Consider the following 23270-nt stretch of genomic DNA (forward strand, 5'->3'; position numbering starts at 1 on the left):
CTGAATTAGCCTGATAAAAACCTCGTTACGGAGATGATGGTTACTCCAGCCCAAAGGCTGTATATTGCGGAGTGGCAAAGATGTTCACAATAAAAGTCGTTGAGTGCGATTGTCCTTGGTCAAGCTCTCCTGCGGCAAGCTGCCAAAAGGCAGTCGAAGACTTTCCAATTAATGTATCGATATAAACGATGGATACTGAAGGTTGCCCGCTACTAGAACTGGAACTAACGGAAACCTCTGGCATATAGCCTCCGCCGGTTGTGTTTTGCCTAACCCCGCCATAACCGTGAGGATAGCCTCGTCCACTTCTTTTAATTTGAATCTGTCCAAAGACACGAACGGGAATAACATTATTACCGCCAAAGCGTAATAACCGACTCGCATTAGTATGATAACCCGTCCAGCTTAACATCGAGCCATCCATGATCGCGCCTTCGATATTCGCGGCGGAAAGTTTTCCCTCAATGGAGCAATTCTCAAGGATCCGGCAATTGCCAATCACGCCATTTTTAAACTCACCAGTGTCGGCATATATCGCTCCACGGGCGCTAATGTTATTGAATTGTGCCCCGCCATCTTTATTTATCGCCCAGCCACGCTGCCCACTTACCCAATTAGAAGACTGGATATGCTGTGCGATCTTTGCGCTATCGATAGTACCATTGCGAATAAACGCGTCGCTAATAAACACCTGCCCATCCACCACGGCAAACGGCGAATACTGATTGCTGTTGTTGCCGCTCATCAGCACGAACTGGTTGGCGTTAAAGCCCACGCGGGTGGTAACCGGCCTGCCGTTTTCCGCCAATACCGCGATCGACATGCCGGCGTTGTAGAAGGTGCCGTTCACCCGCACGCCCGCTTTCAACGTATGGATGGCCGTGGCGCCGTCGGCGTCTACCGTCGCCGTCAGTTTGTCTTCCAGCACCGCCGCCACGTCGTCAATCTGCGCCTGCACCTGGGTTTTCATCTCGGCCAGCCCGCGATCGACCTCCGCGATGGTGGTTTTCACCACCATGATATCGGCGCGCACCGTACCGTACTGCGCCCATTGGTGATCCACCGTCGCGTTGTTGGCCAGCGCATTCTGCAAGATAGCGTCGATGTTGGTGTCGATATCGCCCACCAGCCGCTCGCCGTCTTTCGCGGTCAGGAGATCGTCGCCGATGTTCTCGAGATAATCGCCGGCGTCCGCGTTCGCCTGCCCAGCGGTCCAGCCTGTCCAGTCGCCCTGATTGCCGGTGCGGTCTTGCAACCGCGCGCGGAACCAGAACTCCTGCCCCGCCTTCAACCCTGTCATGGCGTGGGTGTGCAGCGGGTACGGGATATCGGCCAGCAGCATCGCGTTATTTCCGGCGGCGTTGTCCGCATACTGAATTTCGGTCTTGAGCGTATCTTCAGCGCCGCCAGGGAACGCCCAGTCGAGCTGGATGCCCCACAGCAAAGGCGATGCCTTGAAGCCAACCGGCATCGGCGGTTTACCCTCTTTGCCCTTGAGGTAGGTTTCCATCGACGTCGCCCAAATAGACGATACGTCACTGGCGTTGATGGCTCGCACCCGCACCCGATAACGACCGGCGTAAATCCCCGGCACCTCGAAGCCGAGCGCCGAGGTGCGCGGCACCGACACCCAGTTGCCGTTATCTTTGCGCCATTCCGCCTCATAGGCGATGGCATTTTCAACCGCGCCCCAGGCGGCGCGCAGGGTGGTAATGGCGATACCCTGGCTCACCAAGGAGTAGCTGTCGATGATGATGTTCTTCGGCGGCGCCTGCACGCCGGGCGGAATGATGGAGATCGGACGATCGTCGATACGCGCGCCGGTATCGATGCGGGCGTACTTGTTCGGATCGTGTTCCGCCGCGTTGACGGTATAGGTGTTGTCGCCGTTGTCGGCGATACCCACCACGCGGTAAAGCTGCACCGCCAGGTCGTCCGCGTCGATGGACCAGGCCGCTTCCGGCGCCGGCGTCTCGCTGTAGGCCGTGGTGACGGTCACTACGCGTTCATTCACCGCCTGCACGGTGCGCGCCTGCGCCCGGCCGGAAGGCAGGTTGACGATCAGGCGATCGCCGGCTTTGGCGCCCGGCGTCCTGTCCAGCGTCAGTTTACGGCCGTCCACGCCGCTGAGGCGCCCGCCAATCACCCGCCCGGCCAGCATCTGGTCTGCCACGCCGACGATATGCCCCGGCATGGGGATCATGCCGTCCAGCCCCACGGAAAAGCTGACCGTACGATCCTTGCTGTTAGTCAACAGCGCCCAGCGGCCGCGGCGGTTCGCTTCGCTCGGCGTGGTGCAGCCGATAGCCGTCAGCTCGGTCTGGTTCACGTCGTAGCGGCGCACCAGATCGCTGTCGAATACCGCCTCTATCGCATCGGCGTAATGGTTGCCCGGATCGGACCAGCTGACCATCGCCGTACTGTAGCGGGTGCGTTCGCTGGCGGATGAGTAGGTAAACTTGCCGTCGATCACGTTGGCGCGGGTGTAGGTGAAGTCCATATCGCGCGGCATGTCCGCCAGGGCGACCATTTGGTTTTGTCCCCAATAGGTCATACCGCGGAAAATGCCGGCCAAATCGCTCAGCACCGTCCAGGCCTCTTCCCGCGACTGCAGATAAACGTTGCAGGTGAAGCGCGGCTCCATGCCCTCGCCGCCGCGCCCGTCCGGCACCGGCTGATCGCAATACTGCGCGATGCGGTACAGTTCGGACTCGGAGACCTGGGAGGCGTCGATGCGATCGCCCAGGCCAAAGCGCTCGGCCAAAATAATGTCGTAAAACACCCACGCCGGGTTATCGCTGTAGGCCCACTTAAAGCCGCCGCTCCAGAGGCCGGTATAACTGCGCGTTTGCGGATCGTAGTTGTCCGGCACGCGGATCAGGCGGCCGCGCGGTTTGCAGCTGATCTTCGGGATGTTGGGGAACTGCTTTGAATCAAACTCCACGTAAAGCAGCGCAGTGTTCGGGTAGCGCAGCTTGGCGTCGATGATTTCGGTCAGCGCCTCGATGTTCATCCGGTCGGCGATCCGGGCGCTGTTGGCGTTAGGCGTCAACCGGCGCACGCGCAGCTGCCATCCCGTGGTGGCCTTCGGCAAATTGATGCGGTGCGAGCGTTCATACAGCGAGGTGGTTTTATCGTCGATCGCCGCCGTTAGCACCTCCTGGTAGCTGCCGCCGTCGGTCGCCACGTCGATGGCGTACTCGATGCGATAGCCGTTGACGTCGCCGTTGTCCGCCTGTTTTTGCAGCATAGGCCAACCCAGGCGCAGGCGGACGGCGGAAAGTTGCAGGTTCGAGACGGAGCGCACCCACGGCGCGCCGCTTTTCAGTTCGCTGCCGACCGAGATCTCATTTTCAACGGCGGGAATGCCCTGGATATATTCCTGCGCCTGCGAGCCAGGGCGGAACTCCCAGCGGAAACCGGGAAAGTTTTCCGTGCCGTCGATGTTCAGTACCGGCGTACCGTCAACAAAAATGTTTGTGCCATCCAGCCCGCCGGCAAATTCCCCTTCGCCTAATGCGAACAGCATCTTCGCTCTGGCGATCGACTGAATGCTGTCCGGCGATTCTACCGGCGTGTGGCCGCCACCGCCGCCGCCTTTTCGCCCACGGATCATGTTCTGTGCCATATTTCGCCCATAAAAAAAGCCGCTATTGCGGCTGTCTGTTCAAACGGATGTCGTTATTGCTGGTCTTCGGTATAAATACCTGCGGAGATAATCGCCCCGCCAATTTCACGCGTGCCGTACAGCACGCCGACGGGGTTGCCCTGCGCCGTGGTGTTGACCGGCCCGCCAAAGGCATAGCTCGGTTTATTTTCCGGGCCTTGCCGCATGCGCAGCCCGCCCATTTGCGGGGAAAGCATTTGGACGACACCGCCGAGGGCAAGGGAAGCGCCAGCAACACCAATACCTTGTGCAACGGCTGTCGACATACCTAAAAGGGCAGGATTCCAAATGGACAAAGCCACTAATGCAGCCCCAAGAATTGTTTGAAACAGCCCAGCTCGCTTGCTCCCAATCACGACGGGAACAAGGTGAATATCTTCCGACCCTTTGGTGAGCTCTAGCTCATCCTGCCGGACATTGCGTTTACCAACGAAAATAGAAAATGTCAGGCCGCGTTTGTGCGCCTCCAGCATGTAGCGCTCGAAGCCGGGTAACAAGTTCTTCATTGCATCAATGGCTTTGGTAACAGTCATGGCCCGGTATTTAAACTCCCGGCCAAACAACTGAATCATCGGACCATGAAACCGGACAGTTCTTAGAGGAATATCGATAAAAGACATAATGCCACCATAAAAAAAACCTGCCGAAGCAGGTCATTTACATTGCGTGATAGCCTGCTCATAGAAATCTATTTCTTTACTTCTATATAAGCGATAACTGCTACCTTCACTATTACTGACAACATCAAGGATGAATACGGGACCACGCCAGGGATCGTTAAACTGTAGCGAATGTCCATCCGGTAATGGTTGAGTGATCATCGGTTGCAAATATGAATGCTTATTCCACTCAGCGATCACACAATAGACGAACGCCTGTTCCGATTTTTTCGAGTTCCCCGAAGCAATGGGAGTACTCTCTTTCAAACTGCTTACCGTATTACACCCAGAAATAAACAGAGCCATAATTAATAAAATCTTCTTCATTACCCTTTTCCTTAAGCTGAAAAGTGGAATGATAGCATCACATCAGGGCTTTGTAGCGCAACACCTTCACCGTTCGTTCTTTCCAATACCCACCGTAAGGCACCCGCTGGCTGAGCATGCCGTACATATGGTGCAGCAACAGGCCATCTGCCAACAGAATGCCGGCGTGGTTGGCCACCGGCGCCGAAACCTGCATGATCGCCATGTCCCCCGGCTGCGGCGGGCCATCGAACTCGCGAAAGCCACAGGCATGCCAGTTTTCCAGATAGCGGTTTTCACCCTGCTCCCACCACGGGTAATCAACGCGGTAATCCTGGAGCGTTATGCCGTGCTCCTGGCGGAAATAGCTCATGACCAGCCCCCAACAGTCGGTATGCCCCAGCACGAACTGGCGGCCCACCAGCGGCAGTTCGCCGCGCGGCAAAATGGTGCGCAAATCCCCCCTCCGGCCAGCTGGCTATCGCCCAGGGCAACTCCATCGCGTCGCACTGCGCCTTGTCCAGTTCACTCGGCTGCGTGGTGGCGTCCGGGTGGCTGTGCACTATGAGGGTGATGGTGCCCCATTCGGCGGCGGCCACGTAGTCTTCCGGCGCCAGATGAAACTGCTCGGTGGGGTTGTCCGCCAAGTTACGACACGGGAAATAGCGCTCCACGCGGGACTTTTGCGCCACCACACCGCAACATTCGCGCGGATACTCGGCCCTGGCGTGGGCCATAATGGCCGCCGCGGTTTTTTCTTTCATGCTCGCCCCCTACTGCCGGATCAACGCCGCGCCGGGGAAGCCGCCGAACGGCAGCGGCTCGTGCTCGCCAAAGCGTTTTTGGCAGTCGCTCAACAGCCCGCCGCAGCGATCCTGGCTCGGGTCATCCACCGGGTTGCCCTTGTCGTCAAAGTAACGGCTACCGGCGTAATCGCAGCCCTTGCCGGTGCGATAGCCGCCGCGCGAGCACCAGGTGCACAGGCTGTGGATTTGCCGGGTCGGGATGCGCAATCCCCGCAGGTCCGCCGGACTGGAGAGTTCGAACTCCACCGCTTCGTCGCTTTCCGTCGCCTTGCGATCGATGTAGAACACCTGCAGCTTTTCCTGCAGCGGATCGGCCGAAGAGTTCCCTTGCGGGAAATTGCGGGCATCAAGGTAGTGCACCAGCGTGTCGTGGATCCGCACCTTAGCCTGCGCCATGTCCTCAAACTGCAGGCAGAGCGCGCTGATCAGGCCGTTGATATTGGCGACCGACAGCTTGGGCGCGTTGCCCTGGCTGTCGGCGGAAATCTCCAGCCCTTCAACGCTAAACGGCCACGGGCCGTACTCCAGCCCCTGCCACCAGACCGATTTCGCCGGCAGTTTGCTTTCATCACCGCCGGCGGCGGCCAGCTCTTGCGGCGTAAACGGCAGGGTATCGCAATGAAAGCGCAGAATATCGGCGCCAAACCGGGTGCCGTCCACCTCAATCAGGCGGATGCGGTTGCCCGGCTCCAGCTTTTGCAAATCTGAATTCAGCATCATCTCCCCCGGTTAAACGTGAAAAGCCTCGGTAAACGTGGCCGTCAGTGAATAGTTGCCCCCGCCCATCGCGACCGGCTTATAACCCTCGCAGCGGTAGAGGCCGGGAACCTGCGTCGGTGGCGTCCATTGGAAAGACTTCACCCCATGATGATTTTCCAGAAAGACGATGATCGGCGTGATGTAGTCATACTTGCCGACAAAGGTCAGATCCCAGGAGCGCACGATCGGGTTAATGCCGTCGCCGGAGACCTGCGCATAGCCGTCGCCGAACTGCGCCTTTCTGACGCGAAAGCGCATATCGCCGGCGGCATTGACGCGCGCCGGAAATTCAAATGTCTGAATGCCCATTACATCCCCTTGATTGCTTTCCAAATCGGCTGGCCCGGCATCAGGTTGCGGTTGATCACCTTCTGGCTTTCCTGCGCGGCGATATTGCCCATCCGTTTACCGAACTCGCCCCATCCCGGATCGGCCTGCGAACTGACGTTGCCGCCGTTCTCGATAGTGATGTAGACATTCGGCGCCGCCGCAGACTGCTGGCCGCCGCCGATCGCCCGCACGCCGAGCGAACCGTCCGCGCCGCGTTTGAGCGGCATAATGGCCTCCGGCCCGGCTTCGCCCATCAAGCCGGCGCCTCTGGCGAACGCGAACAACGTGGGATTGCTGACGATCTGGCCGCTGAATGCGCTCAGCGAGGGCGAGGCGTATACGCCGCCTTTGGCGTTGGGGACATAGCCTTGCCAACCGGTCGGCATGCCCATCGCGCCTGAACCGGCCGCGCCCGCGCCGGCGCTTGCAGCCCCGCCCAGCAAGCCGCTGCCGATATTCATAAAGGTGGAAAGAATGGTTCTGGTCAACAGCGCCTGCATCGCCAGATCGATCAGTTGCTGAATGATGGACTGCGTCATGGAGGTCATCAAACCGAGCATGCTTTGCTTAAAGTTTTGCGTCCCGGTCAGCAGATCGAACATCATGCCGGAGGTCCGTTCCCGCGTCATGTCCACCAGCCCCAGCGCCATCTTGTGCACGCGGCTCTGCCCGCCGAACAGACTTAGCGCCTGCTGATACTGAGCGTCCGACGATTCTTGCGTCGCCACCTGCATCAGCTGTTCATAGCGCTGTTTATCCAGAATGCCTTTCTGGTAGTAAGCCTGGTATTGCGCCTGCTGCTGCACCAGCTGGTTGTTAAGGCGAGCGACCGGATCCACATCACCGGCAATGTTCATTCGCGGCGCGGCAAGCGCATCGGTTTCAGCCTTCAACCGCTGGCGCGTCGTTTCTTGCTGCTGCATCCGGCTGGCGGTGTGGTACTCGCGTTCGGTCAACAGCCGCCCGTCATACAACGCCTTCAGCTCCTTGCCAACCTCCTGCTCTTTGCGCACCGCCGCCTGCCCTGGCGCGTATTGTTCAGCGAGCTGTTGCCGCTGCCGCTGGTACTTCTCGGCGTTCAGCGCCATCGCACGCTGCACATCGGCCTGCCCGGCACCGGCCGCCTTGGCCGTTGACGCCAGCTTGGTCTGCGCACTTTGTTCATCCTGGGTGATTTTTTCGAGGCTGCTCAGATGCGCCTGCTCGATTTCCTGACGCAGTTGTTGGTACTGATCAAGAGCCTGCTGTCGCTCACGTCCAAGATTATCTGTATTTACAATATCCAATGTATAAGCAGGGGGCGGAGAGGGCATCAACTGCGCCTGCGCAGTTGCAGTAGCGGGCAAAATATTACCTGCTGGCTGATTAAAATGACGAGCAGCCCCTGTCAAAACAAGAAGGTTAGCTTGGTCAATATTTTGCATGCTAGTGCGAGTATTTTGAATCCCGATATCTATTGACTCGAGAGCCGCTTCTGCACGCACCCGCGTAGCTTGCAACTGCTTTTCAACACCAAATATGTCACCCAGCCGACCTGGGTTACTCTGGATTCGTTCTATTCTCTCGTTTGCGTAATTCAACAAATTCTGCTGCTTATCTCGCTCACTAAGCTGTTCCTCGAGCTGCTCACTGAGATCTAACTTTCTCAGGGCAAGTTGCTTACTAGACAGTTTTATAAGCTCTGACGTGGTTAGAATCGCAGCATCTTTCAGACTCACCGCAGCCTCTTTGGCTTGCATTGTTTGCTCATAAAAGTATGCCATCCCCAATCCCGCCTGGATGGCGACACCGATTGGGCCGCCAAGCGCCCCCAGCGCGACGTTGGCGACGCGAGAGGCAGAACCGACGCCGGCCGTCGCCTGAGCCGCCCCGCGCGCCGCCGCCGCCTGATCGCGCCAGGCCGCCGCGCTGTCATTCAGGCCGCCGGCCAGTTTCAGCATCTCCTCCGCGCGGCTGCCGCCGTCGCCGGAGGCGCTGCTCGCCTGGCGAGCCGTGTCGTCCAACTGCTTCATCTGCGCCGTCGCGGCGACGGTGATGGACGCAAGTTCGGTGAGCGCCTGTCCATACTGGCGCGAGGTGGCGGCGAGGCCCTGCAGCGACAATTCAACGCCGGCCAGCCCCGCCAGTTTCCCCGCCAGGCCGCCAAGCGTGCCGCCGATGCGTTGATAGGACTCGTCGGTCTTTTTCGCGTCCTGCTGAGCCTGGCGGTTAAATTTGGCGGATTGTTCCCCGGCGGTACGGTAAGCCGCCGTCAGTTTGTTTTTAAAGTTGGTGTCATTCAGTTGCAACCCGACGACCAACTGTGCGGTATCAGCCATTTCCCAGCACTCGCATAACGTCAGCACACTGCATATCAATACTGCTTTGCGCGGGCTGACCGGATTGATGAACGGGGGCACTCTCCGCCGCATCGGCCGTCATGCCTTGCAGTTTGAAGTATGCCCGCCAGTGATTCAGGATGTGCGCCGGCATCGCGGCGATCTTGCGAGGATCCGACTCACCCCAGCGATCGGCCAGTTGGAACACCAACATCAGCCAGGGCGAGTCAGTCAGTTTTTTTCCGCTTCCTCCAGGCTGCCGACCGCATGGCGCTTGACGGCACCGATGGCTTCGACCAGCGTTGGGTTATCGTGCGCCGCCAGCAGATCGTCAACGCTCGGCAAGGCGCCGGCCGGGATACGTTTGCCGTCCGGCGTCATCAGGCATGACAGCAACAGCTGCACGTTAAGCTGCGCGGCTTTGTTCATGTCACCGCTGTCGATGGCGGCCTTCATGCCGTCTTCATTTTCCTGCAGCTCCGCCGCTTTCAAGCGGCGGATAAAGGCTTTGGCGCCAAAGATCTGCGTTTCAATCACGTGGTCGTCGGATTTCAGCAGCGCCGCTTTCAGCGCTTTCAGATCGTATTTCTCTGTCATCAGTTTTTCCTTGTTCAATTCGGTTTACTCTGTACATAAGCGGGTTGCCGCAGGCCACATGGCCCGCGGCGGAAGCGTTCGCGCCGAACACCCTCAGACGTTAAGCCAGCGCGAACCGTCGGTTTGTCACACTTTCGGGGTGACCGTGCCCCAGGTGTTGCTGTTTTGCTTGCCCTGGACGGTAATCTGAATGACTTCGCTCGCCGGGGCGGTAATCTCATTCATTTTCCAGCCGGACAGCGACAGGATGGAGGTGGAGGTGCGGCCGTTCGGCAACTCGACGTAGAACTGCACCGTTTCGCGCTTGTCCGCCGCATTCAGCAGCGCCGCAAAATCGGCGTTGGACGGATCGTCGATGAAACCGATGGATTTCTCCGCGCCTTCCGGCAGGTCGGAAATAAACTGCTTGGCGGTATCCAGCAGCGTGGTGCAATCGACAAAACCGCCGGTTTGCCCCATTTCACCTACCGCTTTACAGTTGGTCAGCGCCTTCATGGCCGTGGTTGCAGCCCCGACGGTGCCCCATTTGACGATAGTGCCGGCAGGCAGCATGGCGTATTCTGGCGAAGTTTTATCAGCCATAGTTTTTCTCTCTCTTTTTGATGAAGGATGGTAGCGGTCGCTACCGGTTTTCGATGCCATAGCGGACGTGAGCCGCCAGGATGCGTAACACTTGGTGCTTGTGGTGATCCAGCGCAGGGCGAATAAACGGGGCGGCGGCTTGCGTTGCCATGCCGTACTCCTGTTCCAGGGCTCTGCGGTAATGCTGTTTACTGGGGCCGACGCGCAACGTCACCGCGTTCCATCCGGTAACGGCCGGGCGTATCGCGATACCGGCGCTCAGCGAGGGTTCGCTGTTTGGCGCCCCTCGTTCGGCGCACTGCCGCATGGTGCCAAGAACCGGGGCCAATGCGGCGTGGCCGGCCTCCGGCAGAATGTGACTGGCGACCTCGCGCCGAATCGCTTCCAAACGGCGAGTCAATTCCGCCATGCCGGTAACGTTTATGGCGATCACGCCGCCACCTCGGAATGGGTGATGAGGTAATCGCGGGCCATCCGATACTGGACGCGGTTATCCGCCAGGGGCGTGGCGCTCTGCAAAAGGGTGCTGCGCGTGACCGCTTGTACCGGCCATTCGCCGATATGACCATGTTGAACCCCTTCCCAGGCATTCAAAACCGCTTTGTCCAGAGCGATCAGCCGGGAGTAATCGTCGATCACGTACAACACGACCTGAAAACGGCTCTGCACCAGCGAGCTGTCAACCAGACCGGTGTTCACTTTCAGATCGCTGATCTTCTGATAGGTCACGCCTTCTTGCTGCGGATCCGGCAGGATCAGCGGATGAACCGCCAGATGGGTTAGCGCAGTCAGCGAGCGTTGAATTTCATCTTCAATCATTTGGACAAGGTCTCCGTCGTTTCGAGAGTTGAATCGTTCTGCAGATGCATTTGGGCATCAGGAAAGGAATAGCGCGCGTTCCGCCGCGCGCCGGGCAACCAGCCCATCGAGCCGCACACCGCCCGCATTCACCCATCGGCCGAACTGGTCGGCCGCCCCCTGCCGATCGCCGGCGTTCAGCCTGCGCAACAGCGTCGAGTTTTCCAACGCGCGCAGGCCCAGGTTATAGGCGAAGCTCACCAGCGCATCGAACTGCCCCTGCGTGACTGTCACCGCCACCAGCCGTTCGACGCCCTGTTCGAATTGAGCGACACCGCACACCAGCAAACGCTCGGCCGTTGCGGCATCGATCGCCATGCCGGCCCCAACTTTTCGTCCCGCTACCGGTTGAGTCCACCCGTAGCCGATCGTCCAAACGCCGACCGAGTCCTGATAAGCCTGCAACCGCAGGCCTTCGAAACGCTTAATCAGCGCCATGCCGTCGTCACTTATCTTCATGGTTTCCTCCTGACGCTTTATTGAGAAATCGGCGTTCCAATGCCTTGATCAGCGATGCTCCCGACCATCCCGCCATACCGCATACGCCGCCCATCACCTCCGAAGGCCAGTCGTAATGCAGCGCAATCATCACCATGGTCAAACCAGCGAAAATAGAAACGAACAGCTGCAAAAACAGCGTCCTCCAGCTAAAGGTTTCGCCGTTCAAGACCTTGAAGGAATAGCTGGCGATCGCCCCCAGCAGCGTCATACCGAAAGCAAGCAGCATTGAAAGGATGTTTGGTTCATTTTTCCAAGGCATAGTCATCACCCTCCCCTTACCGGGGCATAGCCCGATCGTCGGGAGTCATGGAAAAGAGCGGCGAAATGCAGCCCCTAACCGTCATTCCTGCTCCATTTAAAAAACGGCCATTTACGCTGTCGAAAATGGCTTATCCGTTCTGCCCAACCTGAGCAGATAAATAAGGATTGCGCCGTTTTATAAAGGAGAAGGATTAGCCTCCCGTCGTGGCCATTCAACGACAGTCATTATTCAGTGAGTGATTGACCGTTTTGACAAGGAGGCTAAAAATGAAAAACCCCGTCGAAGCGAGGTTTATTTGTCGTGCGGCGGCGCCGGCAATAATTCAGTTTTATCAGATTACACGCTTATTTGCGTACGCGCGAGACTTTTATCATAAAAAATAAAACCCCGCCGAAGCGAGGTTTAGCTATCGTGCGGTGGCGCCGGTAACAATTCAGTTTTATCAGATTACACGCTTATTTGCGTACGCGTGAGTCTTTTATCATAAAAAATAAAACCCCGCCGAAGCGAGGTTTAGCTATCGTGCGGCGGCGCCGGCAACAATTCAGTTTTATCAGATTACACGCTTATTTGCGTACGCGTGAGTCTTTTATTATAAAAAATAAAACCCCGCCGAAGCGAGGTTTAGCTATCGTGCGGCGGCGCCGACAACAATTCAGTTTTATCAGATTACACGCTTATTTGCGTACGCGCGAGCCTTTTATTATAAAAAATAAAACCCCGCCGAAGCGAGGTTTAGCTATCGTGCGGCGGCGCCGGCAACAATTCAGTTTTATCAGATTACACGCTTATTTGCGTACGCGTGAGCCTTTTATTAATTATTGCAACGCGCATGCGCTATTGTTATTCCTGACGCAATAGGGAAACAAGAAATAAACCCTCATCAACGTCAACGACAGGCGTTTCAGCGATCCATACTCAACTTTATATCCAACATCGCCAGGCATCCCCCGATAAATCCCTCCGCCGTTTGCATCTCTTTGCGTATCGTACCGTCTGAACATTTCCTTTTCAGGGCGATCTTACGCAGAGATATGCCATAAACATGGTGGGCAATGATGAGATCGAACTCTTCGGGTTTGTATTTCTTCAATCTGCCCACGCAACCGTCGATCACCAGGCCGTCATCATCGCAGCAGGAACGCTCGCCATTCGACTTATAGGACAACAGCCCTTTGAACCCGGCAGCAATGGGGGAATAGTCGATGCCGCTGTTATCCCTGGCCCATACGCCCCACCGCTCCAAAACCTCATTCATATCTCTCATGCTTCCACCTCCTTTGGGCGTTTGCCATATCGCCAGGGCTCCATGTTGTTGACCGACGTCGATCGAGCCGTTCTTCTGCTCGGCGTGCGCCAAGACGCAACAACCGATCCGCCCGGCGGGCCCACCGAGGGATATCATCCAAAGCACTGTATAAATAACCAGTATCAAGTATACCCAGAGGTATCTTTTTTTCAATAGCGAAAATCCATTTACCTGCAGGTAAATTTAGGTACGATGGCCTCATGAAAAACGAGCAAAAAATGCACCTGCAGGAGATGCGGCGAGAGCGTCTGATCATCCTGATCGATAACCTCGGCGTGGGGGGCAAAAGCGCCTTGCCGAGGCGCTCGGCATTGCCGCAGACTATGTTTCTCGTCTGCTCTACCCGCCGGGCAAGAAGGGTAAAAAGGGCATCAGTGGGGACATGGCGCGAAGGATTGAACAGTACTTCGCCGTGCAAATCGGCTGGCTGGATGGCCTGGAGCAGACCGGGCAACGCCCCGTCAGGCAGAAGGCCGCACAGGCCTTGGCTAAAACGCTGCCGCTGCTGGCGTGGACATTGCCGTTGTCTCATGAACAGTTGCGCAAAGGAACGACCGTCCACTACCCGGCGATGGTGCAATGCAGCGCTCTGGCCTACTGGTTGCCGGTGCGGGATGACACGATGAGCGGCTCTGCCGGCGCCAATTACCCAAAGGGAGCATTGATTCTTGTCGAACCCATGACTGCCGGTATAGCCGAGCTCGTGTCCGGTGATAAGGTGATAGCGAAACGCTGCGACAGCGCAGAACTTATCTTTAGAAGGTATGTTGAGGAAGCCGGTCATCAGTGGCTTAAGGGGAACATGCCGGGTTGTCCGACTTTGAATGCCGATGAGTACATGATTCTCGGGGTGGTGCTCGGTGCCTGGCTGCCCTGACCTACCCGTTTGAGACGACATAATGCAAAAAACCGCCAACCTTACGGCTGACGGTTTTTTTGCACTCAGGGCGCCGGTACTGCTTTATCATGGTGCCGGCTACCGGAATCGAACTGGTGACCTACTGATTACAAGTCAGTTGCTCTACCTACTGAGCTAAGCCGGCTGAATTTGGCGGAAGGACAGAGATTCGAACTCTGGGAGCTGTTACACTCGACGGTTTTCAAGACCGTTGCCTTAAACCACTCGGCCATCCTTCCAATGGGCGCTGATATTAGCGATACCGTTATGAAATGTCTATCGTTTTGATGCAAAAAAATCGCATCGGCGGCGCAGTTGCCTAAACTTCAGGCCTTAAACGCTTAAAAAATGAAAAGCCCCGCAAAAGCGAGGCTTTTATGTTCGGCTGAAACGCGATTACTTCGGCTGCGAATCGTAGTCTGAACAGGTTTGATAGCCCTTGTTCATGACATGGCCCGTGTCGTTGTAGCTGACAAAATACGTTTGCACTTTGCCATCGCGCGGCGCGACCGCATAGGTGTCGCAAGTGCCCTGCGCATGGATCAGCGTGGCGGACGTCGACGGCGGACCGGCAATCGCCCGCACCTGCTGCTTGGTCATCCCTACTTTGACATCGCTGACCACCGGCTCATTGACATAACTGGTTGCACGGTCATAGGCGGTGCAGCCGGCAAGAATGGAAAATACCGCCGCAGTGCCGACGGCCAAAACCAACTTCTTCGTCATAGCTTGTCCTCTTGGAGTACGTTTGTTGTCCCCTAAGTCTAGAAGTGGAAAGGCTTTTCTACAAACTCCCCTTTGTCGACCGGTGCGCTTTTTCTCACGTTCGGCCGGCGCGGGCGCGACATCGGATTCAAAAGCCGAAATCGCTCAGCGCCGGGACATCGTCCGGGCGCCGACCGAGCGGCCAATGAAAACGCCGATCCTGTTCGCGAATCGGCATGTCGTTGATGCAGGCATGGCGGTTGATCATCAACCCTTCCTGATTGAACTCCCAGTTTTCGTTGCCGAAGCTGCGATACCAGTTGCCGGAATCGTCGCGCCACTCATAGGCGAAACGCACCGCGATGCGCGCGCCGTCAAACGCCCACAGTTCCTTAATCAGCCGATACTCCAGCTCTTTCGCCCACTTGCGTTGCAAAAATGCGACCACCGCCGCGCGGCCGTCGACAAACTCCGCGCGATTACGCCAATGGGTATCGAGGGAATAGACCTGCGAAACCCGCTCAGGATCGCGGCTGTTCCAGGCATCTTCCGCCAACCGTACTTTTTCGATGGCGGATTCACGGGTAAAAGGCGGCAATGGGGGTTTAATGCTCATGATCATCTCCTGCGTATAGGTAAGTAGACAACTCTGTCTACATCATTACGCTAGCGCATGTAGACAGAGTTGTCTACAATCACTCGAAAATAGCTTGGGAGAAAAATGATGACCGTTGATCGCAACACCTTGCCCGCCCGTCAGCGCATCCTGCTGACGGCCCACGATCTGTTCTATCAGGAAGGGATCCGCGCCACCGGCATCGATCGCATCATCAAGGAATCAGGCGTCACTAAGGTGACGTTTTATCGCCACTTTCCCAGCAAGAACGATTTGATTACGGCGTTTTTGGCCTATCGCCACCAGCAGTGGCTAACCTGGTTCAGTACAGCGTTGGATCGACATGTGGCGCAGAGCGGCGGGTTACTGCCGGCGCTGGCGCCCTGCCTGGCGGAATGGTTCGACGATCCGCGTTTTCGCGGCTGCGCGTTTATCAATACGGCCGTGGAGATCGCCGATCTGCTGCCGGAAAGCCTGCACCTCGCCGGCCGGCATAAGCAACAGATGACGGATGAACTGGCGCGCCACCTGCCCGCAGGCCCGCAGCGGGAACAGCACGCCGCGATATTGGCGATGCTGATCGACGGCGCCATCGTCAGGGTGCAGATTGAGCGCCAGCCGCAGCCGGCGTTGCAGGTGCTGAATGCCGCGCTGGCGTTGTTGGCGCAAGGCGGGTTCGATCAGTAATTGGCCCAGATGCCCGGCGTCACCAGTTCCAACAGGTGGGCGTCGGGATCGCGAAAGTAGATGCTCTCGCCACCGTGATCCCAACGCATGCGCCCCTCAATTTCCACGCCGTTGGCCGTCAGATGCCGTTCCCAGTGCGGCAGTTGGTCTTTTGCCACCGCCAGCCCGATATGCGCCGGCCCCACGCCATCGTGCGCGGGAATAAAGCCGGTCGGATAATGCGCCCCACGCAGCGAATCGCCCTCGACAAACAGCAACAATACGCTCCGATCGCCAACGTTATAGGCGCGGAACCGCTCGTTGGCGACCATCGCCGGCAACCTCAGCACTTCTCGGTAGAAGGCGTCCGCTCGCTCAATATCGCTGACGTACAGCACCGTTTCGATCACCTTATCGATCTTGAGTTCCATATCATCCCCCTCTTTTTTGTACTGACAGCGTAGGCTTAGAGGAGGAAAACCACGGTGCTTCCCGTGCCGATAGCGGATCAATCCGTGCTTTTTTACCGGTTTACAGGCAAAAAAAACGCGGCCCGAAGGCCGCGCGATGACGTTCACACTGAGGTGCTTAGAACTGGTAAACCAGGCCCACGGCAACCACGTTGTCGGTGTTGATACCGGCAGCGTCGGTGAAGTCGTTGTTGTCCATCAGGTTGATTTTGTAATCAACATAGGTAGACATGTTTTTGTTGAAGAAGTAGGTCGCACCCAGGTCGACGAATTTGACCAGGTCTTGATCGCCGTAGTCCTTGCCGTTACCGGCGCGGCCCAGGTCTTTACCTTTGGTCTGGTTATAGCCGACGAACGGACGCAGACCGAAATCGAACTGGTAGTGCGCATAGGCTTCGAAGCTCTGCGCCTTGTTGGCGTAGCCGTAAGCACCATCATCCTTGGCAGAGCTGCCGAAACGCGCCGCGTTGTAGGACTGGGTGAACATCACCGCCAGGTAGACGTCGTTGGCGTCATATTTCAGACCGCCGGAGTAACCTTCGGCCTTGTCGCCGCGGCCCATGATGTTCTGGTGACCGTTAGCGCCGTTCTGCTCGCTGGTGCGGCGAGAGTTAAAGAAGGCGCCCGCCGCGCTGATGCCGTAGCCCATGTCATAGCTCATGGACATACCGTAGCCTTCGCCGTTCTGGCCAAGGACGTCGCGACCGTTGTTGGTCTCTTCGCCATTGCCATTTTTACCCTGGTACTGCAGGGCGAAGTTCAGGCCGTCAACCAGACCGAAGAAGTCGTTGTTACGGTAGGTCGCCAGGCCGCTGGAACGCTGGAACATGAACTGGTCGGCGCCGTAGGTCATACCGTCGAACTCAGGCTGCAAGTCGGTATACGCCGCGACGTCGTACAGCACGCCGGTATTACGGCCGTAGTCGAAGGAACCGTAGTCGCCGAATTTCAGACCGGCGAAGCCGTAACGGGTGAAGTTCTTGTTGTCCTGGTTTTCAGCGTGGTTCAGGTTAGCCTGATATTCCCACTGGCCGTAGCCGGTCAGCTGATCGCTGATTTGCGTTTCGCCGCGCAGGCCAAAACGCATATAAGACTGGTCACCGTCCACGCCGTTGTTGCTGGAGAAATAGTGAAGACCGTCGACTTTACCGTACAAATCCAGTTTATTACCGTCTTTGTTGTAGATTTCCGCCGCGCCTGCTGTGCCTGCAACCAGCAGTGCGGGTACCATCAGAGAGAGTACGCGAAGTTTCATCGTTATTATCCTCGTTAATTATGTCGAGCTACGGCCACTGCCCTTTTCGAGCATTATTAGCACGACTGTGCATTACCATTCTGGTAACAAGGGTTATATTAATCCAGAAAGAAAATGATACCAAGTATCCGATAGTGTTTCAGCGTGATTAATAAAGGTTTCAAAATGTAAATACGCGCGAACTTTCACAAAACATTACCGACAAACAAAATAAAGCACTTAAAGACAAAGAATAGATTAATTGATAAAAAATCATGTAGTTATACAAATCTTTAAGAAAAAAAAGCCAACCATACAATTGTGCTGGACAATAAGCACATTGTGCCAAAACGCCGCCTGCACGCAGCCGCTATAATCACCACGCTATCATCATTATTTTCATTATTACCTTCATTATCCGAAGATAATTTCTGCATACCTTTAACCGGCTTCTGGCCGGTTTTTTATTTTCCTCCACACTGTCCTCACAATTTCAATTCGCACAAATAGCACGCAAATAAATAACCTCGCGATATAGTTTCGCCAATTTACATCCGCACTAATTGCTAATCTTTTCTCTTATTTTGGTCTACAAATTGAATTTGTTTTTCATTTCGTGCTTTATCTCGCCGAATATTGTGTGTCACAGGCAAAATTGGCCGCAGAGTTTCACTTCTGGTAGCCTGAAAAAAAGCTCACCCTCAGCGAGTAAAGTCATGATGCCATTTCACCCAGAGGCGCTATGGCGGCGGCTGCAAGGCTCCCCCTTCCGCGCCCGTTTCCGTTTGAATCCCAAAGACCAGAGCTATCTTGACGACAAAGGCTTGCCGCTGATCCTCAGCCATGCCCGCGACTTTATCGATCGCCGTCTGGCCGCCGACCACCCCAAAAACGATGGCAAGCAGACGCCGATGCGCGGCCACCCGGTGTTCGTCGCCCAACACGCCACCGCCACCTGCTGCCGAAGCTGCCTGGAAAAATGGCACGGCATACCGCAGGGCATCGCGCTGGACGAGCAGCAAAAAGACTATATTGTCCAGGCGATCGCCCTATGGCTGGTGCGCCGAGGCGGCGCCAGAGAGGAATCAGGCGCGAATCTTTTCGACCCGGATCGCGGATTGTGATAAAAACTGTCAGTAACTTTCGCCACTCTTTTGACCCAAGATCCTGACGCTTACATGACAGCCACCTTGTGCAATGAACAGCAAACGCCCGGCGTTCCTCAACAGATCGCCACCCGCCTGGCCTTTTTCGTCGCCGGCCTGGGTATGGCCGCCTGGGCGCCGCTGGTGCCCTTCGCCAAAACGCGCATCGGCCTCGATGACGGCTCGCTCGGCCTGCTGTTGTTATGTATCGGCGCCGGCTCCATGTTGGCGATGCCGCTGACCGGCTTCCTGACCGGCAAACTGGGCTGCCGCGCGGTGATCCTGATGGCGGGGCTGGGGCTGTGCATCGATTTGCCGTTGCTGGCGCTGATGGACTCCCTCGGCGGCATGGCCGTGGCGCTGCTGTTGTTCGGCGCGGCGATCGGCATGATAGACGTGGCGATGAACGTGCAGGCGGTGATCGTCGAGCGCAACAGCGGCAAGGCGATGATGTCCGGCTTTCACGGCTTCTTCAGTATCGGCGGCATTGCCGGCGCAGGCGGCGTCAGCGCGCTGCTGTGGCTGGGGCTGACGCCGCTGCAATCCACCCTGCTCACCGTGCTGGCGGTGATCGTGCTGCTGGCGTTCGCCAGCCGCCATCTGCTGCGTGACAGCGGCGCCGACGACGGCGGACCGATGTTCGTCTTGCCGCGCGGTTGGGTGATGTTTATCGGCATTCTGTGCTTTATCATGTTCCTGGCGGAAGGCTCGATGCTCGACTGGAGCGCGCTGTTCCTCACCACGCTGCGCGGCGTCGAACACAGCCAGGCCGGGCTGGGCTATGCGCTGTTTTCCATCACCATGACGCTCGGCCGTCTCAATGGCGATCGGGTGGTGAACTCGCTGGGCCGCTACCGGGTGCTGCTGCTGGGCAGCCTGTGCGCCGCTGTCGGTCTCAGCCTGGCTATCGCCTTCAATCACGCCACCGTTTCGCTGGTCGGCTTTATGCTGGTTGGCCTGGGCGCTTCCAACGTCGTGCCGATTCTGTTCAGCGCCGCGGGCAACCAACGCGATATGCCGGCCAATTTGGCGATCGCATCCGTTACCACCGTCGGCTATGCCGGTATTCTGGCAGGCCCGGCGCTGATCGGCTTTGTCGCTCAGTTTTCCAGCCTGACGGTGGCCTTCGCCTGCGTAGCCGCTCTGCTGTTGGCGGTGACCGCCAGCGCCAGGGCCGTCACTCGCTGATTCAGGAATGCGCAGCCACTATGCAAAATAAACAACTGACCATTAGCTCCAGCAATATCACTCGCTGTTTCCTGCTGTTTATCGTGCTGCTGACGATCGGCATCGGCCTGTATGGCTACAACTACACCAACGCCTGGCTGGCGGAAAAGAAGTACACGCTGAACAGCATCGCCGGTTCGCTGCAAAAGCGCATCGATACCTATCGCTACATGACCTATCAGGTCTATGACAAATTCGGCAACGCGCCGGCGCAGAATGTCGATCCCGGTTTGCAGGAAACCCGCCTGCGCCCCGACGTCTACTATGTCGAGAAGCCGCACAAGAAAACCGACGCGGTGATCTTCGGCAGCCATGACGAGAACACGCTGGCGATGATCGCCAACATTTCGGACTACCTGGACAACCGTTGGGGCGCCAAGACCGAGAGCTACGCCATGTATTACCTCAATGGTCAGGACAACAGCCTCAGTCTGATCACCACTCAGCCGCTCAAAGAGCTGGCTTCGCGCTTTAGGGAAAGCTACCTGACCACTTCGGCGGACGAACGCCGCGCCGAGATGCTGCAACAGGCCAATATGCTCGACGAACGCGAGAGCTTTTCCGATCTGCGCAAACAGCGCTTCCAGAACGCCTATTCGTTCTCGATTCGCACCACCTTTAATCAGCCGGGGCATCTGGCGACGGTGATCGCCTTCGACTTGCCGATCAACGACATCATTCCGGCCAACCTGGCCCGCGCCAATTTCCTGCTGCAGCCGGACGATGTCGAGCTCGACGACAGCGCCATCCCGGCGGAAACCGCCCTCGGCGCCCAGGCGGCGATGAGCGGCGGCTGGGTGGAGTTCAGCGCCGCCCTGCCCAATGCGCCGCTGAAGGTGGTGTATCGCGTTTCGGCCATTAATCTGGCCATCGATCTGCTGCGCAACAACATCTGGCTGATCGCGGTCAATCTGCTGCTGTTGGCGCTCTCGATGCTGAGCATCTACTTTATCCGCCGCCAGTACATCCGCCCGAGCGAAAACATGGCGGTTGAGCTGGAGGCCGAGCGCGCGCTGAATCAGGAAATCGTCTCCAGCCTGCCCTCCGGCCTGCTGGTTTACAGCTTCGCCAACAATGCGGTGATCGCCAGCAACAAAATCGCCGAGCACCTGCTGCCGCACCTCAGCCTGCAAAAAATCGCCCATATGGCCGAACAGCATCACGGCGTCATTCAGGCAACGGTCAACAACGAGGTGTATGAAATCCGCATTTTCCGCAGCCAACTGTCGCCGGATACCTACCTGTTCCTGATGCACGATCAGGATAAAGAGGTCATGGTGAACAAGCGGCTGCAGCAGGCACGGCGTGAATACGACAAAAACGTGCAGGCGCGCAAACTGATGTTGCACAACCTGGGCATCGAACTGAATCAGCCGGTGCGCCAGATGCACGATCTGGTCGACAGCCTGCGCAACCAGCCGGATGAGGAACAACAGCAGGCGCTGCTGGGCCAACTGACGGCGGCGTCGTCGTCGGTGCTGGGATTGATCGATAACATCACTCTGCTGACGCGGCTGGAAACCCAGGACTGGCAACCGACGCGCGAGCCGTTCAACCCGGCGGCGATGATCGACGAGTTGCTGCTGGAAGCCCTGCCCGCCCTCAATCAAAAGGGGCTGGCGCTGTTCAAGCATTTCCAGCTGGACGTCGAACAGAACTACATCGGCGACGCCAACGCGCTGCGCAAAGTGATCTCGCTGCTGGTGCATTACGCCATTATCACCACCGCCTGCGGCAAGATTTCTCTGGTCATCGACCATGAGCCCGAACACCCGGATCGCCTGATTTTCCAAATCAACGACACCGGCTCCGGCATCTCCAACGAAGAGATCAGCAATCTCAATTACCCGTTCCTCAGCCAGACGCTGGTGGACCGCTTCAACCACGGTTCCGGCCTCACTTTCTTCCTGTGCAATCAGCTGTGCAAGAAGCTTAACGGCCAGTTGGACATTCGCAGCAAAGTGGATATCGGCACTCGCTATACCATTCGCGTCGCCATGGAGATGGAGAGAAAAGAGCCGCAGGAACAGGAAAAGCTGCTCGACGGCGTCACCGCCCTGCTGGACATCACGTCAGATGAAGTGCGCGGCATCGTGACCCGCCTGTTGCAGGCTTACGGCGCCGACTGCCTCGTCGCCGAAGATCGCGCGGTCAACCGCGATTATGACGTGCTGCTGACCGATAACCCGCAGCGAGCCGATGATTACACGCTGTTGCTGGCGACCGATGAACCGGGTTGGCAAGCGCTGGATAAACGCTACATTCGGGTGAACTATAACCTGAACGGCGCATTAATCGACGCCGTGCTGATGCTGATCGAACAGCAAATGGCCGCGCTGGAGCAGGAAGAAAGTCCGCTTTCATTGAGCTCAGAAGATATCCAACTCTATGAAAAACAATTGAAATCAAGTGATTACTATGGGCTGTTTGTCGATACAGTACCCGATGATGTCAAAAAACTGTATACTGAGGCGGGCAGCAGTGATTTCAATGCGCTGTCACAAACCGCACACCGCCTGAAAGGCGTGTTTGCCATGTTAAATCTGCTTCCCGGCAAGCAGCTGTGCGAATCGTTAGAACAGCGCATCGCAGAAGGTGATGCGCCCGAGATCGAGAATAACATCAGTCAGATTGATTTTTTCGTCAGCAGACTGCTGAAGCAAGGTAGCCAACAACATGAATAACCTGAACGTAATTATTGCTGATGACCATCCTATCGTACTGTTTGGCATCCGGAAGTCACTTGAGCAAATTGAATGGGTGAATGTCGTTGGGGAGTTCGAAGACTCAACCGCACTGATCAACAATCTGTCCAAGCTGGATGCCAACGTGCTGATCACCGATCTGTCGATGCCGGGTGACAAGTATGGCGACGGCATCACGCTGATTAAGTACATCAAGCGTCATTATCCGCAGTTGTCGATCATCGTGCTGACCATGAACAACAACCCGGCGATCCTGAGCGCGGTATTGGATCTGGATATCGAAGGCATCGTGCTGAAACAAGGCGCGCCGACCGATCTGCCGAAGGCGCTGGCCGCCCTGCAGAAAGGCAAGAAGTTCACGCCGGAAAGCGTCTCCAAACTGCTGGAGAAAATCAGCGCCAGCGGCTATGGCGACAAACGCCTGTCGCCGAAAGAGAGCGAAGTGCTGCGTCTGTTCGCCGAAGGTTTCCTGGTGACCGAAATCGCCAAGAAACTCAACCGCAGCATCAAAACCATCAGCAGCCAGAAGAAATCGGCGATGATGAAGCTGGGCGTAGAAAACGACATCGCCCTGCTCAACTACCTCTCGTCCGTCAGCATGACGCCGTTGGACAAAGACTAAAGCCCGCCTCACGGCAGGTTAACGCCAA

General features: G+C 57.0%; 24 protein-coding genes, 2 tRNA genes and 1 pseudogene. 6 read left to right on the forward strand and 21 right to left on the reverse strand.

What is annotated here, in order from left to right; genetic code table 11:
* Window positions 1–40 precede the first annotated feature (40 nt).
* The 15 genes and pseudogenes from gpJ to ACORQT_RS16970 all read right to left on the reverse strand — a co-directional run bounded on the left by gpJ (window position 41) and on the right by ACORQT_RS16970 (window position 12912).
* Window positions 41–3628 carry a TipJ family phage tail tip protein gene (gpJ, locus tag ACORQT_RS16900; protein WP_089192041.1) on the reverse strand — a complete coding sequence of 1196 codons (3588 nt, stop codon included), beginning with the start codon at window positions 3626–3628 and terminating at the stop codon, window positions 41–43.
* 53 nt (window positions 3629–3681) lie between these two features.
* Window positions 3682–4200, reverse strand: coding sequence for a tail assembly protein (locus tag ACORQT_RS16905; protein ID WP_369795935.1), 519 nt, complete (start codon window positions 4198–4200; stop codon window positions 3682–3684).
* Window positions 4201–4320: 120 nt separating this feature from the next.
* Window positions 4321–4653 carry a hypothetical protein gene (locus ACORQT_RS16910; RefSeq protein ID WP_127554718.1) on the reverse strand — a complete coding sequence of 111 codons (333 nt, stop codon included), beginning with the start codon at window positions 4651–4653 and terminating at the stop codon, window positions 4321–4323.
* A gap of 37 nt (window positions 4654–4690) precedes the next feature.
* Window positions 4691–5396 (reverse strand): annotated as a pseudogene (locus tag ACORQT_RS16915) (C40 family peptidase).
* A gap of 9 nt (window positions 5397–5405) precedes the next feature.
* Window positions 5406–6158, reverse strand: a complete 753-nt coding sequence (locus ACORQT_RS16920) for a phage minor tail protein L (protein ID WP_033639816.1) — start codon at window positions 6156–6158, stop codon at window positions 5406–5408.
* Window positions 6159–6167: 9 nt separating this feature from the next.
* On the reverse strand, window positions 6168–6506 hold the full coding sequence (locus ACORQT_RS16925) for a phage tail protein (RefSeq protein ID WP_019453671.1): 339 nt from the start codon (window positions 6504–6506) through the stop codon (window positions 6168–6170).
* Window positions 6506–8845 carry a phage tail tape measure protein gene (locus ACORQT_RS16930; protein WP_042785076.1) on the reverse strand — a complete coding sequence of 780 codons (2340 nt, stop codon included), beginning with the start codon at window positions 8843–8845 and terminating at the stop codon, window positions 6506–6508. Before ACORQT_RS16930 ends, ACORQT_RS16925 begins: the two co-directional genes overlap by 1 nt.
* Window positions 8838–9059, reverse strand: coding sequence for a hypothetical protein (locus ACORQT_RS16935; protein WP_004935830.1), 222 nt, complete (start codon window positions 9057–9059; stop codon window positions 8838–8840). Before ACORQT_RS16935 ends, ACORQT_RS16930 begins: the two co-directional genes overlap by 8 nt.
* A 17-nt stretch (window positions 9060–9076) precedes the next feature.
* Window positions 9077–9442 carry a phage tail protein gene (locus ACORQT_RS16940; RefSeq protein WP_025160180.1) on the reverse strand — a complete coding sequence of 122 codons (366 nt, stop codon included), beginning with the start codon at window positions 9440–9442 and terminating at the stop codon, window positions 9077–9079.
* Between the two features lie 126 nt (window positions 9443–9568).
* Window positions 9569–10024, reverse strand: coding sequence for a major tail shaft subunit (locus ACORQT_RS16945; protein ID WP_033652513.1), 456 nt, complete (start codon window positions 10022–10024; stop codon window positions 9569–9571).
* 40 nt (window positions 10025–10064) lie between these two features.
* Window positions 10065–10457: a hypothetical protein gene (locus ACORQT_RS16950; RefSeq protein WP_042785077.1), complete on the reverse strand. Its 393-nt coding sequence runs from the start codon at window positions 10455–10457 to the stop codon at window positions 10065–10067.
* Window positions 10454–10843 carry a hypothetical protein gene (locus tag ACORQT_RS16955; RefSeq protein WP_042785078.1) on the reverse strand — a complete coding sequence of 130 codons (390 nt, stop codon included), beginning with the start codon at window positions 10841–10843 and terminating at the stop codon, window positions 10454–10456. The genes ACORQT_RS16950 and ACORQT_RS16955 overlap by 4 nt, the downstream gene beginning before the upstream one ends.
* A 57-nt stretch (window positions 10844–10900) precedes the next feature.
* On the reverse strand, window positions 10901–11341 hold the full coding sequence (locus tag ACORQT_RS16960) for a lysozyme (RefSeq protein WP_042785079.1): 441 nt from the start codon (window positions 11339–11341) through the stop codon (window positions 10901–10903).
* Window positions 11328–11648, reverse strand: coding sequence for a phage holin family protein (locus ACORQT_RS16965; RefSeq protein WP_033652509.1), 321 nt, complete (start codon window positions 11646–11648; stop codon window positions 11328–11330). Before ACORQT_RS16965 ends, ACORQT_RS16960 begins: the two co-directional genes overlap by 14 nt.
* Before the next feature lie 901 nt (window positions 11649–12549).
* On the reverse strand, window positions 12550–12912 hold the full coding sequence (locus ACORQT_RS16970) for an antiterminator Q family protein (RefSeq protein WP_042785760.1): 363 nt from the start codon (window positions 12910–12912) through the stop codon (window positions 12550–12552).
* Between the two features lie 424 nt (window positions 12913–13336).
* On the opposite strand from ACORQT_RS16970, the gene ACORQT_RS16975 reads away from it, so the two are divergent.
* Window positions 13337–13831, forward strand: coding sequence for a LexA family protein (locus ACORQT_RS16975; protein ID WP_444859248.1), 495 nt, complete (start codon window positions 13337–13339; stop codon window positions 13829–13831).
* Window positions 13832–13921: 90 nt separating this feature from the next.
* Here ACORQT_RS16975 and ACORQT_RS16980 read toward each other — a convergent pair.
* The 4 genes from ACORQT_RS16980 to ACORQT_RS16995 form a co-directional block, all read right to left on the reverse strand.
* A tRNA-Thr gene (locus ACORQT_RS16980) sits at window positions 13922–13997 on the reverse strand.
* 6 nt (window positions 13998–14003) lie between these two features.
* Window positions 14004–14091, reverse strand: a tRNA-Ser gene (locus tag ACORQT_RS16985).
* A 157-nt stretch (window positions 14092–14248) separates the two neighbouring features.
* Window positions 14249–14578 carry an osmotically-inducible lipoprotein OsmE gene (gene osmE, locus ACORQT_RS16990; protein WP_004935874.1) on the reverse strand — a complete coding sequence of 110 codons (330 nt, stop codon included), beginning with the start codon at window positions 14576–14578 and terminating at the stop codon, window positions 14249–14251.
* 127 nt (window positions 14579–14705) lie between these two features.
* Complete coding sequence (locus ACORQT_RS16995; protein ID WP_033643833.1) at window positions 14706–15173, reverse strand: nuclear transport factor 2 family protein; 468 nt, start codon at window positions 15171–15173, stop codon at window positions 14706–14708.
* Between the two features lie 108 nt (window positions 15174–15281).
* Between ACORQT_RS16995 and ACORQT_RS17000 the strand changes: the two genes are divergently transcribed.
* Window positions 15282–15860, forward strand: a complete 579-nt coding sequence (locus ACORQT_RS17000) for a TetR/AcrR family transcriptional regulator (protein ID WP_033643834.1) — start codon at window positions 15282–15284, stop codon at window positions 15858–15860.
* On the opposite strand, the gene ACORQT_RS17005 is transcribed toward ACORQT_RS17000, so the two are convergent.
* Both ACORQT_RS17005 and ompC read right to left on the reverse strand, forming a co-directional pair.
* Window positions 15854–16270 (reverse strand): VOC family protein, encoded by a 417-nt coding sequence (locus ACORQT_RS17005; RefSeq protein WP_033651921.1) that lies wholly within the window; start codon window positions 16268–16270, stop codon window positions 15854–15856. The two genes, ACORQT_RS17000 and ACORQT_RS17005, sit on opposite strands and share 7 nt — an antisense overlap.
* 157 nt (window positions 16271–16427) lie before the next feature.
* Window positions 16428–17564 carry a porin OmpC gene (gene ompC / locus ACORQT_RS17010; protein WP_033651922.1) on the reverse strand — a complete coding sequence of 379 codons (1137 nt, stop codon included), beginning with the start codon at window positions 17562–17564 and terminating at the stop codon, window positions 16428–16430.
* 695 nt (window positions 17565–18259) lie between these two features.
* On the opposite strand from ompC, the gene ACORQT_RS17015 reads away from it, so the two are divergent.
* From ACORQT_RS17015 to rcsB, 4 genes are read left to right on the forward strand one after another with little or no spacing between them, the layout of a single operon-like run.
* Entirely contained in the window at window positions 18260–18667 is a 408-nt protein-coding gene (locus ACORQT_RS17015; RefSeq protein ID WP_071883569.1) for a DUF4186 domain-containing protein, read from the forward strand.
* 54 nt (window positions 18668–18721) lie between these two features.
* Complete coding sequence (locus tag ACORQT_RS17020) at window positions 18722–19876, forward strand: MFS transporter (protein WP_042785082.1); 1155 nt, start codon at window positions 18722–18724, stop codon at window positions 19874–19876.
* A gap of 20 nt (window positions 19877–19896) precedes the next feature.
* Window positions 19897–22599 (forward strand): phosphotransferase RcsD, encoded by a 2703-nt coding sequence (rcsD, locus tag ACORQT_RS17025; RefSeq protein WP_033643838.1) that lies wholly within the window; start codon window positions 19897–19899, stop codon window positions 22597–22599.
* Complete coding sequence (gene rcsB / locus ACORQT_RS17030; protein WP_004935900.1) at window positions 22592–23242, forward strand: response regulator transcription factor RcsB; 651 nt, start codon at window positions 22592–22594, stop codon at window positions 23240–23242. The genes rcsD and rcsB overlap by 8 nt, the downstream gene beginning before the upstream one ends.
* Window positions 23243–23270 lie beyond the last annotated feature (28 nt).

It is taken from the genome of Serratia sp. (in: enterobacteria) (assembly GCF_052400455.1).
Taxonomy (GTDB): domain Bacteria; phylum Pseudomonadota; class Gammaproteobacteria; order Enterobacterales; family Enterobacteriaceae; genus Serratia; species Serratia ureilytica.